The 11,913-nt window shown below is 70.8% G+C and carries 15 protein-coding genes; 8 read left to right on the top strand and 7 right to left on the bottom strand.

What is annotated here, in order from left to right:
• Window positions 1-65: 65 nt before the first annotated feature.
• From ACZZZQ_RS11750 to ACZZZQ_RS11740, 3 genes are all read left to right on the top strand, one after another.
• Window positions 66-473: a DapH/DapD/GlmU-related protein gene (locus ACZZZQ_RS11750; protein WP_053097570.1), complete on the top strand. Its 408-nt coding sequence runs from the start codon at window positions 66-68 to the stop codon at window positions 471-473.
• Between the two features lie 52 nt (window positions 474-525).
• Complete coding sequence (locus tag ACZZZQ_RS11745) at window positions 526-1,266, top strand: LysR substrate-binding domain-containing protein (protein WP_463507622.1); 741 nt, start codon at window positions 526-528, stop codon at window positions 1,264-1,266.
• A 100-nt stretch (window positions 1,267-1,366) separates the two neighbouring features.
• The gene (locus tag ACZZZQ_RS11740) at window positions 1,367-2,089 is read left to right on the top strand and encodes a glutamine amidotransferase-related protein (RefSeq protein ID WP_431738960.1); all 723 of its coding nucleotides are present in this window, start codon (window positions 1,367-1,369) and stop codon (window positions 2,087-2,089) included.
• 54 nt (window positions 2,090-2,143) lie between these two features.
• On the opposite strand, the gene ACZZZQ_RS11735 is transcribed toward ACZZZQ_RS11740, so the two are convergent.
• Together ACZZZQ_RS11735 and ACZZZQ_RS11730 are read right to left on the bottom strand one after the other, a co-directional pair.
• Window positions 2,144-2,602 carry a hypothetical protein gene (locus tag ACZZZQ_RS11735; protein ID WP_053097572.1) on the bottom strand — a complete coding sequence of 153 codons (459 nt, stop codon included), beginning with the start codon at window positions 2,600-2,602 and terminating at the stop codon, window positions 2,144-2,146.
• A complete protein-coding gene (locus ACZZZQ_RS11730) occupies window positions 2,599-3,813 on the bottom strand; it encodes a cation:proton antiporter (protein WP_463507621.1) in 1,215 nt (404 codons plus the stop codon). Before ACZZZQ_RS11730 ends, ACZZZQ_RS11735 begins: the two co-directional genes overlap by 4 nt.
• 93 nt (window positions 3,814-3,906) lie before the next feature.
• Here ACZZZQ_RS11730 and purU point away from each other — a divergent pair, with 93 nt between their 5' ends.
• A complete protein-coding gene (gene purU / locus ACZZZQ_RS11725) occupies window positions 3,907-4,758 on the top strand; it encodes a formyltetrahydrofolate deformylase (protein ID WP_056279633.1) in 852 nt (283 codons plus the stop codon).
• Window positions 4,759-4,854: 96 nt separating this feature from the next.
• Here the strand turns inward: purU and ACZZZQ_RS11720 are convergent, their stop codons facing one another.
• Window positions 4,855-5,901: an NAD(P)H-dependent flavin oxidoreductase gene (locus ACZZZQ_RS11720; RefSeq protein ID WP_463507620.1), complete on the bottom strand. Its 1,047-nt coding sequence runs from the start codon at window positions 5,899-5,901 to the stop codon at window positions 4,855-4,857.
• 103 nt (window positions 5,902-6,004) lie between these two features.
• On the opposite strand from ACZZZQ_RS11720, the gene ACZZZQ_RS11715 reads away from it, so the two are divergent.
• Entirely contained in the window at window positions 6,005-6,277 is a 273-nt protein-coding gene (locus ACZZZQ_RS11715; RefSeq protein WP_053097575.1) for a DUF6412 domain-containing protein, read from the top strand.
• 62 nt (window positions 6,278-6,339) lie between these two features.
• Window positions 6,340-7,101, top strand: coding sequence for a YidC/Oxa1 family membrane protein insertase (locus ACZZZQ_RS11710; RefSeq protein WP_053097576.1), 762 nt, complete (start codon window positions 6,340-6,342; stop codon window positions 7,099-7,101).
• Between the two features lie 12 nt (window positions 7,102-7,113).
• Here the strand turns inward: ACZZZQ_RS11710 and ACZZZQ_RS11705 are convergent, their stop codons facing one another.
• The 3 genes from ACZZZQ_RS11705 to ACZZZQ_RS11695 form a co-directional block, all read right to left on the bottom strand.
• A complete protein-coding gene (locus ACZZZQ_RS11705; RefSeq protein ID WP_463507619.1) occupies window positions 7,114-8,085 on the bottom strand; it encodes an EamA family transporter in 972 nt (323 codons plus the stop codon).
• 44 nt (window positions 8,086-8,129) lie between these two features.
• The gene (locus ACZZZQ_RS11700) at window positions 8,130-9,014 is read right to left on the bottom strand and encodes an SDR family oxidoreductase (RefSeq protein WP_400341669.1); all 885 of its coding nucleotides are present in this window, start codon (window positions 9,012-9,014) and stop codon (window positions 8,130-8,132) included.
• A gap of 153 nt (window positions 9,015-9,167) precedes the next feature.
• Window positions 9,168-9,518 carry a DUF7882 family protein gene (locus tag ACZZZQ_RS11695; RefSeq protein WP_053097579.1) on the bottom strand — a complete coding sequence of 117 codons (351 nt, stop codon included), beginning with the start codon at window positions 9,516-9,518 and terminating at the stop codon, window positions 9,168-9,170.
• Window positions 9,519-9,689: 171 nt separating this feature from the next.
• Between ACZZZQ_RS11695 and ACZZZQ_RS11690 the strand changes: the two genes are divergently transcribed.
• Window positions 9,690-10,211, top strand: a complete 522-nt coding sequence (locus ACZZZQ_RS11690; RefSeq protein WP_053097580.1) for an FHA domain-containing protein — start codon at window positions 9,690-9,692, stop codon at window positions 10,209-10,211.
• Window positions 10,208-10,786, top strand: a complete 579-nt coding sequence (locus ACZZZQ_RS11685; protein WP_463507618.1) for a CinA family protein — start codon at window positions 10,208-10,210, stop codon at window positions 10,784-10,786. Before ACZZZQ_RS11690 ends, ACZZZQ_RS11685 begins: the two co-directional genes overlap by 4 nt.
• Before the next feature lie 33 nt (window positions 10,787-10,819).
• On the opposite strand, the gene ACZZZQ_RS11680 is transcribed toward ACZZZQ_RS11685, so the two are convergent.
• A complete protein-coding gene (locus tag ACZZZQ_RS11680) occupies window positions 10,820-11,908 on the bottom strand; it encodes an alcohol dehydrogenase catalytic domain-containing protein (protein WP_463507617.1) in 1,089 nt (362 codons plus the stop codon).
• Window positions 11,909-11,913: the final 5 nt, after the last annotated feature.

Here is an 11,913-nt window from a genome sequence, read left to right as displayed (position 1 = left end):
GGAATGAATCCAGCACCCCCGTGGTTATTGATATATCCGGAGAACTCCGGAACACGGGAGGAATCGTGGGAAAGAACTACGTCGACATCGAGAACGACCAGGGCGCCACGCTGCGATACCGCAAGCACGCCAACGGTCGCGGTCTCGTCGCGCACGGCGCGAAGGTCCATCCGAAGGCGCACATCGAAGCGGGCGCCTACATCGAACCCGGCGCCCGTATCGGCGCGGGGGCGACCATCGCCCGCGGCGCATGGATCGAACCGGATGCCGTGATCGGCGAGGGTGCGCACGTCGACGCGCACGCACACATCGGCCAGGGTGCCGCCGTCGGAGACGGCGCGCACATCGGCGTCCGCACCGAGGTCGGCGCGGGAGCGCGGATCGTCCGCGGTGCGCGCATCGGCGACGACGAGACGGTCGCGGCCGGACTGACGGTCGCCACCGACCCGAAGGGGCTGTGGCTCGCGGCCTGATCGGCCGCGCTCTCAGAACGTCTCACCCCATCCGCCGGGTACCCTGGAGCACATGGCGACTCAGGGACGACGACCGGCAGGACGTGCCGGCAAGGGCTCGCCCGTGCGGCGCAACAAGGCCGCACCGGCTCAGCGGTTCCCGCCGCCCAAGCCTCCGAAGAAGACCGCCAAGGTCGTCTTCGACGCGCCCGACACCGAACCGGAGGAGCCGCGTACATTCCGTCTCGGGGTCGTCCCCGGCGCGACACCGGGCAAGTGGATCGATGCCTGGAAGCAGCGGATGCCGCATGTACTCATCGAGCTGGTGACGATCGAGGTCGCCGATCAGCGAGACGCGATCGGCGACCTCGATGCGGCCCTCGTGCGCCTGCCGCTGTCGGATGAGAACCTGCACATCATCACGCTGTACGACGAGGTGCCGGTGGTGGTCGCATCGATCGAGTCGCACCTCCTCGCGGCCGACGACCTGACCGTCGCCGACCTGTCGGGCGAGATCGTGATGGTCCCGACCGACGATGCGCTCGGTCCGATCGACATCCCGGGTGCCGTCGCGCCGACCTTCGCACCGCTGTCGGTCGCGGACGCCATCGTGACCGCCGCCACCGGAACGGGCATCGTGATCGTCCCCATGTCGCTCGCACGCCTGCACCACCGCAAGGATGTCGGCCACCGGTCCCTGGCCGACGGCCCCACCTCGACGGTCGCCCTGGCTTGGCGCCGCGATCACACCACCCCCGACGTCGAGACGTTCGTCGGGATCGTGCGCGGCCGCACGTCCAACTCATCCCGATGAGGCGAGCGCGCCGCCACCGCGACGGCTCCGCGGCGGCTCCGTGATGTGGTCGGAGTCGGCGGCGACGTCGACCGTGTCCCGTCGTCGTTAGACTCTCGTGGTGGTCTCGCTTCTCTACGTCTGTGTGCGCCCCGAACTCGGGGCGGCGGATGCCGAGCACGCCTCGTTCCGACGGGCGCTCGGCGTCGACGTCGTCGACCGCCTCGACCTGCTCACCGAGCGCCTCGACCCCGCGCGCCTCGCGCGATACAGCGGCGTCGTCGTCGGCGGCTCGCCGTTCAACGTCAGCGACGTCGAGAAGTCCGCTGTGCAGCTGAGGGTCGAAGCGGATCTCGAGCACATCGCGCGGCTGGCGATCGACTCGCAGGTCGCTGCCTTCTTCACCTGCTTCAGCATCGGCGTGGTGACGCGGATGCTCGGCGGCCACGTCACGTCGGACACCCCCGAGTCGGCGAGCGCCACCGTGATCGAGACCACCGCCGCCGGCGCCGCGGACCCCGTCTTCGGTCCGAGCTCCCCCGCGCTCACCGTCTTCACCGCTCACAAGGAGAGCGCTGCGGCTCTGCCGGAGGGCGCGGTGCTGCTCGCCACGAACGACACCTGTCCCGTGCAGGCGTATCGGGTGGGCACCCACCTCTACACGGCGCAGTTCCATCCGGAGCCGACTCCGCGGGACTTCGCCGATCGGATGACGTTCTATCGCACCACCGGGTACTTCGACCCCGACGAGTTCGACGCCGTGCAGGGGCAGGTGCTGTCGGCATCCGTGACGGAGGGCGCGGCGCTGCTGCGCCGTTTCGCGCAGACGTTCGCGGCAGCCTGACGCCCGCGGGCTCAGCCGAGCCGCGGGCTCGGCCGGTCAGCCGAGCCCGTCGCCTCAGCCGCGCAGCAGCTCCACCCGTTCGCGGAGGTATGCCTCGAGCGGCATCCAACCGCCTGCCGTGCTCCATCGCACGGATGGCACCGTGTCGACCATCGCCAGAGGCCCGGACGCTCCGCCCGCGTCCACGGCGGCGAGGTCGATCACCGACCACCCGACGTGCACGACATCGCCCTCGTCGAACCCGCCCCGCAGTGCCAGAGCACGTCGTTCTGCGCGCTCGCGCGCGGACTCCGCCGTGTAGCCGCGGCGCCCCGGATCGGCGGCCCTCAGCACTTCGGCGGTCGCCAGTGCGTGCGTCTCGGTGAGCAGCAGCACGCCGAGGTGCCACGCCTCGCCCACCCGCACGATGCGGCGTCCGCGCCACCGCGATTCGCGCTCTTCACCGAGTCCCTCCTTCGGAAGGCCGGCGAGCGCACGCACCGCGTCGGCGACGAGCGCGGACGCGGCCGTCACAGCTCCCCCTGCGGTGTCTCGCGGACGAGCGCCGGGTCGACGAGTCGTGCCGCCTCGCCGCGGATCAGCATCCCGATCAGGGGGAACAGCAGCACCGACAGCATCCCGGCCCCGACGAGTGCTGCCGCCGTGCCGGTGTCGATCATCTTCTGATCCACCCCGATCGCCGTCACGGCGACGATGATGGGCAGCCCTGTGGCTGCCAGCAGCCCGATCGCCGTGCGGTCCCTGGCGCTCGCGCCCGTCGGCGCGGAGAGCTGCGCGGTCGTGCCTCGGAGCACGAGCAGCGCGACGAGGAACAGCGGAAGCATCAGCATCGCCGACGACGAGCCGGTGAGCGCCTGCAGGTCGAAGTTCACGCCCGTGTAGAGGAAGAAGATCGGCACGAGGAAGCCGAACGCGATGGCCTCGAGCTTCGTCTCGACCGCCTCGGCGTCCTTCTCGGGCGCGCGCGCCATGATGATGCGCCACACCGCTCCGGCGACGAATGCACCCAGCAGCATGTCGAGGTCGAGCACGACGCTGAGGCCGACCAGCGACGCGATGAGCAGCAGCACGAACCGCACGCCGAACTGGTCGGAGGTGTGCAGGGTCGCACGCACGAACGAGTGGAGGCGCCCGTGCGGCATCCTCCGAGCCATGAGCACGGCGAGCCCCGCGAGCACGACGAAGGCGAGCAGCACCGCGGTGGCGAGCGGGGTGGTGCGGGTGCTGAGGAAGAGCGAGATCGCGATCAGCGGCAGGAACTCGCCGACCGCGCCGATCACGGTGACCGCACGTCCGAACAGGGTGTCGGTCTCCTGGGCATCCCTGAGGATCGGCATCAGCGTGCCGAGTGCGGTGGAGCTGAGGGCGATCGCGATCACGACCATCCCCTCGCCCGGGGCGAGGAGGAAGCCGATCCCGATGCCCAGCACCACGCTGATGGCCCACCCGATCGAGGCGCGGACGAGGGGCCGTCCGGCGACCGCCCGGAAGTCGATCTCGGAGCCCGCGATGAAGAACAGCATCGCGAGACCGAAATCACTGAGCTTCTCGAGGATGGGCGTCGGCTCGACCCAGCCGAGCACCGCGGGCCCCGCGAGAATCCCGAGGACGAGCTCGAACACGATGATCGGCACGCGGATGACGGGTCGGATGCCGCGCGCCAGCAGCGGCGCTGCCACGGCGAGCAGCGGGATGAGCACCAGTCCGAGATCGCCCGCGTCCACGCTCCCAGAGTAGCGACCCGTCGTCGCGATGCGTCCGATTCGCCCGGTGGTCGCATCCACGGCAGAATCGATGCACACCCCCGAGGAGCCCTCATGTCTCAGCCCGACACCGCCCGCCTGCTGATCGCCTGCGATGATCAGCCCGGCATCGTCGCCGCCGTCGCCGGCGTGCTCTCCGTCCACGGCGCGAACATCATCTCGCTCGACCAGCACTCCACCGACTCCGAGGGCGGCCGGTTCTTCCAGCGCACGGTGATCCACCTCCCCGGGCTCTCTGCGGCGCGCACGGCTCTCGAAGCCGATCTGGCTCAGGTCGCCGAGCGGTTCGGCATGGAGTGGTCGCTGCACGACACCGCGCGGCGCAAGCGGGTCGCGATCTTCGTCTCGAAGTACGACCACTGCCTGATGGAGCTGCTGTGGCGCACGCAGCGAGGCCAGCTCGACATCGACGTCACGATGGTCGTCTCGAACCACCCCGACCTCGCCGAGTCCGTACGCTCGTTCGGGGTGCCGTTCGTGCACATCCCCTCAGGCGACAAGCAGACGATGGAACAGCGTCAGCTCGAGCTCCTGCGCGGCAACGTGGATCTGGTGGTCCTCGCCCGGTACATGCAGATCCTCACCGACGACTTCATCGAGGGTCTCGGCGCCCCGATCATCAACATCCACCATTCCTTCCTCCCCGCGTTCATCGGGGCGAACCCGTATGCGAGGGCGAAGGACCGCGGTGTGAAGCTGATCGGAGCCACCGCGCACTACGCGACGGCGGATCTCGATGAGGGACCGATCATCGAGCAGGACGTCACCCGTGTCACGCACTCGGAGTCGGCCGCCGATCTGCAGCAGCGCGGCGCCGACGTCGAACGCCTCGTTCTCGCCCGTGCCGTGCAGTGGCATGCCGAGGACCGTGTGATCGTCCACGGCCGGTCCACCGTCATCCTCTGACCCGGGTGCTCAGAGGGGTGCGACGCCTCTAGCCGATGACGTCGCTGGCAAGCCCCCGTACCTGGCCAGCTTCACAGCCCGGATCGACAACGACCCTCACCGGGCCTCCGGCACTCCCGCCAGCAGTTCGGCGAAGGCCTCGGCGGCGGTCGCATGACCGGCCAGTGCCGCGCCCTGACCCATCCAGAGCGACTGCAGCTCGCCGAGGTTCTGCTCGCCCGCTGCCGCGCGGAATCGGCCGGTGAGCCAGTTCTGCATCGGGAACGGGGCGATCGTCCCGCTCGCCTCGATCGCCCGCACCGCGCGGTTGCGGGTGCCGCGGGCGAGGCGTCCGCTCATCGCCTTCGTGAGAACGGTGCCGTCGGCGGCGGTGGAGCGGATGGCGTCGCGATGCGCCTGGTTCGCCGCCGACTCCACCGTCGCGAGGAAGGCCGTGCCGACCTGCACGGCTGACGCTCCGAGCGCGAACGCGGCGGCGACGCCGCGCCTGTCGGCGATGCCGCCGGCCGCGATGACCGGCACATCGACGGCATCCACGACCTGCGGCACGAGTGCGAAGGTCCCGACGAGCGATTCCTCGGCCGGACGGAGGAACGACACCCGATGGCCGCCGGCCTCGAAGCCGGTCGCGACGATGGCGTCGACCCCGGCGTCCGCGAGTGCGACGGCTTCGGCGACGGTCGTCGCGGTTGCCACGACACGGATGCCGCGGCGGTGCGCCTCGTCGACGACGGCCCCGGACGGAACCCCGAAGACGGTGCTCAGCACGGGTGGTGCCGCTTCGAAGATCGCGTCGAGCTGCTCGTCGAGGGGAGGCAGGTAGCGCTCGGGGCGGGCGGGCACCTCGAGTCCGACCGCGTCGTAGAACGGCTGCAGCGCCTGCGCGAACACGGTGTGCTGCGGATTCGGCTCGACCTCGTCGCCGGTCGGCAGCCAGATGTTCACCGCGAAAGGACGCGAGGTCGCCTCCCGCAGAGACGCGATCGTCGCGCCGATGCGGTCGGCGTCGTAGCCGTAGAGCCCATAGCCCCCGAGGCCGCCGGCCTCGCTGACCGCCGCCGTGAGCCCGACGGAGGAGAGCCCGCCGAACGGACCGAGGATGATGGGGTGTTCGATGCCGAGCAGTGCGCGCAGATCACTCATGCTTCGAGGCTATCTCCGCTCCCCTGCCCCGAGGCGGGCGCGCGACCGATGCCGCACTGGGATGCCGGTGATAATCTCGGCGTGAGGGATCAGGGAGGCGCGCGTGAGCGAATGGTTCGGGCAGATGCTCGGCTTCGTCGCGGCCGCGCTCGGGGTCATCGCGGTGCCGGATGCCGCGGCACTCGGTGTCGCGATCGCGCTGATCGCCCTGACGACCCTCACGATCGCCGTGGCGCTGAGCGTCGCACCGCCCTCTCCACGTAGCGCCCCGCACCCGCTGCGGGCGATCGACGTCTCGACCCTGCTCGCCCAGAGCGATCCTGACGCCGCCGGTCACCCGCGTCCTCGTGCGCCGGGAGTCGCCGTCTCCGCGTAGTCCGTCCTCGTACGGGACTGCGCGGCTTTCGCCGACCCTTCCCGACACACGAACGGACTTCCATGGACATCTTCGCCTTCCCACCCCTGACCTTCCTGCTCGACGCGGCGTACGGCGCCCTCGCCGGGCTCTCCGCACTGCTCGAACCGCTCGCCGGAGCATCCGCCGCCGCACTCGCCGTGGTGCTCGTCACGCTTCTCGTGCGCGCCCTGCTGATTCCCGTCGGCGTCTCGCAGGCGAAGGCCGAGCAGACCAGAGCGCGCCTGGCTCCTCGGCTGCGAGAATTGCAGCGCCGGCACAAGAAGAATCCCGAGCGCCTGCAGAAGGAGATGCTCGAGCTCTACCGCTCCGAGAACACGTCTCCGTTCGCCGGGATGCTGCCGGTCCTCGCTCAGGCGCCGGTCGTCGGCATCCTGTACACGCTGTTCATCCGCCCCGACATCGCCGGGCACCCGAACGACCTGCTCACGCACGACCTGTTCGGTGCACCGCTGGGCACCAGTCTCGTCTCCGCCGTCTTCGGCGGCACGGCGACGCCGGAGACGCTGTGGGTCTTCGGTGCGCTGATCGCCGTGATGATCGTGGTGGCCGAGATCACACGACGGGTCTTCCGGCCGGCCGTGGTCGACGACGACTCGCCGCTGAACTCGCCGACGATGCTGCGTGTGACCAGCGCTCTGCACTATCTGACGGCCGTCTTCGCGATGTTCGTGCCGCTCGCCGCCGCGCTGTATCTCACCGTGACCGTGGTCTGGACGCTGGTGCAGCGGATGCTGCTGCGGCGCCGCTATCCGCTGCCCGTGCCTGCTGCGGTCAGCGCCTGACGGGTCGGCCGGTCATTCGGGCAGCGGGATCGGCGCGGTGAAGGGACCGGGCTCGTCGTCGCGGCGGGCGCCGTCGGGCGCGGTCCCGACCTCTCGGGCTGCGGCCGCATCGTCTCGACGGCGCTGACGTCGCACGCCGAGCGTCGTGCCGACGCTCGCCGCCACCACCAGGGCGATCGCGAGCATCCGCAGCGGAGTCGCCGACTGCCCGAGGATCAGCCACCCGGCGAGCGTCGCGAATGCGGGCTCGAGGCTCAGGAGCACGCCGAACACGCGTTGCGGCAGGCGACGCAGCGCGGCGAGCTCGAAGCTGTAGGGGATCACCGACGACAGCACGGCGGTGACCGCGGCGAGCAGCAGCAGCTGCATATCGCCCGCGACGGTGACCGCGGCCGGCACACCGACCGGGATCAGCAGGATCGCGGCCACGACCAGGCCGACCGCGAGTCCGCTGCTGCCGGGGATGATGGCACCCACCCGGGCACTCATCCGGATGTACATGGCCCAGAAGCCGGCGGCGATCAGGATGAAGACGATCCCGAGCGGATCGAGGGGCTCGGCGCCGATCATTCCGTCGACGCCGAGCAGCACCATCCCGAGCAGCGCGACCCCCACCCAGGCGGCATCGACGAGGCGCCTGGTCAGCACGGCGGCGAGGACGAGCGGCCCGAGGAACTCGATCGCGACGGCCGGACCGAGCGGGATGCGGTCGATCGCCGCATAGAAGAAGCCGTTCATCGCGGCGAGCGAGACCCCGAACAGCACGGCGGCGAGCCACTGCGACTTCGTCCACCGGAACGGTCTCGGGCGCACGATGACGACCAGCAGCAGCGCCGCGATCGCCACGCGCAGCGAGGTCACACCCCACGGGCCGAGCACCGGGAAGAGCTGGGCCGCGACCGCGGCCCCGAACGGCAGCGACAGACAGGAGCAGACCACGAGCACGACGCCCACGAGCGGACGGGACGGCGTGGACTGCTTCACCCAGCCAGCCTACGGCGCGCGCGGATGCCGGCGAACCGGCCCCGTCAGAGGTGCTTGCCGCCGGTGACCGCGAGCACGGCGCCGGAGGTGTACGACGACTCCGCCGACGCGAGGTACACGTAGGCGCCGGCGAGCTCTGCGGGCTGTCCGGCCCGGCCGAGAGGCGTGTCGGATCCGAAGGTCTTCACCCGTTCGTCCGACCAGCCGGTGGCCGGGATCAGCGGCGTCCAGATGGGGCCGGGGGCGACGGCGTTCACGCGGATGCCGCGCTCTCCCGCCTCCTCGGCGAGCGCCTTGACGAACGCGACCTGCGCCGCCTTGGTCATCGCGTAGTCGATGAGGTTGGGCGACGGCTCGAAGGCCTGCACGGACGACGTGACGATGATGCTGGAGCCGGACTCCAGATGCGGGTACGCGGCCCTGGCCGAGTACAGCAGGCCGAAGAGGTTGGTCTCGAACACGCGGCGGAGGCGGTCGGTCTCGAGATTCTCGAAGCCGTCGATGTCGTGCTGGTACGCGGCGTTCAGCACCAGGATGTCGAGGCCGCCGAAGGCGCTCCGCGTCTCGGTCACCACCTCGGTGGCGAAGGCCTCGTCGCGGACGTCGCCGGCGAGGCTCAGCCCCTGGCGGCCTTCGGCGCGCACGAGGTCGATGGTCTCGTCGGCATCCGCCTGCTCCTCCGGCATGTGCACGATCGCCACGTCGGCTCCCTCGCGGGCGAAGGCGATCGCGACGGCTCGGCCGATTCCGGAATCCCCGCCGGTGATCAGGGCTCGACGCCCCTCGAGACGCCCGTGGCCCACGTACGACTCCTCGCCGTGGTCCGGAGTCGGGCGCATGTCGTCGGTCAGTCCCGGCTGGTTCTGCTGCTGACCGGGGAATTCCTCGTCGCGATGCTGGCTGCGGGGGTCGGGGGTGCTGTCTGCCATGGTGTCTCCTCTTCCTCGCGACTCGCCATCATCGTGCGTGGCCTGAGTCGGGCGTTCAACGAGACTCGCGGCCCGTCGGCGCCCTCGGGAGGGGGTTGACAATCGACACCTCGATCGACGATCGGAGTGCGACAGGTGAATGGCTCGGGCCGCTCAGGCCCCGGGAGCGGCAGGCTCGTCGTCGGCCGGCGCGACGGGGCCGGACGTGTCCTGTGGCTCGGGAACGAGATACAGCCCGCTCGGCGCGTTCGCGGTGAAGGCGAGCGCCTCGATCCAGGCGCGGTTGATCGACGGCTGCCTGCTGCCGAAGTACTTGAAGACGAGCGAGCTGCCCGGCTGCACCCACACCGTCGTGCGGCCGCCGCCGACGCTCGCGTCTTCGCGCCAGCTGAACGGGAACGGCTCGGCGCGTCGCAGCTTGGCGGTCATCACGAGCTGCAGGTGGGTGAGGGCGCGATCCTCGATCTCGGTCTTCACGCTGCCCTCGTAGATGAACTTACCCATTCGCCCTCTCCTCTGGTGTGCAGGTCTTCGTCATGCAGTTTATGGGACCGCAGGCCCTCGATGCGTCGGCCCGAGCGGGCTGTCCAGACGGGGTCGGAGCGGGCCGAAGTCAACCCCCTGCGTGCGGATCCCTTCGCCGATATCCTGGCAGGAACCGCGAGGAGACCCACCATGAACGCACGACACATCGACGACCGTTCCGATGAGGGCTACACCCCCACGACCACTCACGCCGAGTTCGGCGAGGGCAACCCGCGCCTGCGCGTCACGCGCGACGGCGAGCGCGCCGAGTTCGCCCTCGAGGTCGACGTGGTGCGCATCGGCTCCGCTGCCGACAACGAGCTGCGGCTCGACGGCGCCGACCCCGTGCACGCCACGATCACGCACGACGACCGTGACGAGTACGTCCTCGAACTCCACGGCGAGGGCGAGATGAACAGCAACCCCGACGCCACCGCCACCCACCCCGGCGATCGCACCCAGACGCTGCGCACCGGCGCACGCTTCACCGTCGGCGAGTGGGAGCTGGTCTACGCACGCGACGAGTTCGCCGACCACGGGCGCCCGTACGGCGGACGCCTCGGCGGCGAGTACTCCGACCAGCCGCTGCAGCCCCCGCGGCCCGATTACTCCGACGAGGCGACCATCGAGTCCGACGCCCCGACGCACGCGGACTCCGCCGAAGAGAAGTGACAGCAGAGCAGTCACCGCTGGACCGCGTCAGCGACGTCGCCGCTGAGCGCGGACTGCGCATCTGCGTGGTCGAATCCCTGACCTCGGGACGTCTGGCGAGCACGATCGGCGCGGGGGCCGATGCCGGTTCGTGGTTCGCCGGCGGCATCGTGGCCTACCTCACCGATGTGAAGGAGAGCCTGCTCGGACTCACGCCCGGAACGGATCCGTGCTCCCCCGAGTGCGCCGAGCATCTCGCCGCGAGCGCACTGCGGCTGTTCGACGCCGACGTCTGCATCTCGACGACGGGGGTCGGCGGGCCCGATCCTGAAGGCGGGCACGAGCCCGGCACCGTCTACGTCGGATGGGCCACGGGCGACGGGGTCGGTCACCGCAGGCTGGCGCTCAGCGGCGATCCGCAGGAGGTCCTCGACGAGACGGTCGACACCGCCATGCGGCTGCTCGCTTTCCATGCCGAGGGCATCCGCCCTGCGGGACCGCGGCGCTCGGGACCGGGGTCTTCGGCATCCGCGGCTGCCGAAGACGACGCCGAAGACGACGCCGAGGAAGGTGGCGCGGCAGAGCCCACGGCCTGAGCCCTGGCTCTTCTGCGCTCGACCCGTCTCCCGTCAGCGTCCGGGTACGACGCCGATGCGCAACGGCGCGCCGGGAGCGGATGCCGCGGTGATGGCCTCGTCGAGGTCGGCGAGCTGCCGCACTTCGCCGACCGCGTCCACGAACGGGTAGGCGCGTCCTCGTCCTGCGAGGAATGCGACAGCCTCGGCGAGCTCCGATCCCGTGTAGTTGTGCACGCCGGTGACGGTCACCAGCCGGCGAACGATGCTCTCGGCGTCGAGGGGCACCGGCTCGGCAGGGAAGACGCTCCCGACCAGCACGACCGTGCCCCCGGTGGCGACGCCGGCGAGCGCCTCGGCCACGGCATGCCCCGAGGCCTCGATCACGACGTCCGGGTCACGATCGATCGGACCGGCACCGAAGCGTGCGGCCAGAGCCAGCCGTTCGGGTGCGGGGTCGAGCACCTCGACCGTCGCGCCGTGCTCCACCGCGATCGCCGCGGCCGAGAGCCCGACGAGTCCGGCTCCGTGGATGCGGACGGTCGCGCCGTCGAGGTCGTGATCGCGCGCAGCCCGGGCGACGGCGGCCCAGGCGGTCGCGGTCGCGCACGATGCCGGAGCGAGCACCGCGGCCGGCAGGGACTCGGGCACCCGCACGATCGCCGTGCCCGCCCGCACCTGGACGTGCGAGCCGAACGCGCCGGTGAGGTCGCCGTGCACGCCGATGCGGTCATGGCCGTACTTGCCGAGCGTGCGGCACTTCTGCGGCACACCCTGGGCGCATCTGTCGCAGGTGCCGCACGAGATCGTGACCGACCAGACGATCCGATCCCCGATGCGCACGGGGACGCCGTCGACCGTCGAGGCCCCGCCGTCGCCCAGGGCGATCACGCGTCCGACGCTCTCGTGTCCGAGCACCAGCGGCACCGGGGCGGACCGACGTCCGTGCACGGTGTGGACGTCGGACCCGCAGATCGTCGACATCTCGACGGCGACGAGCACGTCGTGCTCACCGAGCGCGACACCGGGCACGGCGATCATCTCGTGCGGGTGGCCCTCACCGACCCACACCATCGCTGTGGCCGCGGGCCGCAGGGCCACGTCGCGACGGTGGCCGGGAGGACGGATCAGCAGAGTTCCCATGTCAG

Source organism: Microbacterium sp. AC132, from assembly GCF_979258525.1.
The sequence above is the reverse complement of the archived record's forward strand: the minus strand, read 5'-3'. Positions and strand labels throughout refer to the sequence as shown.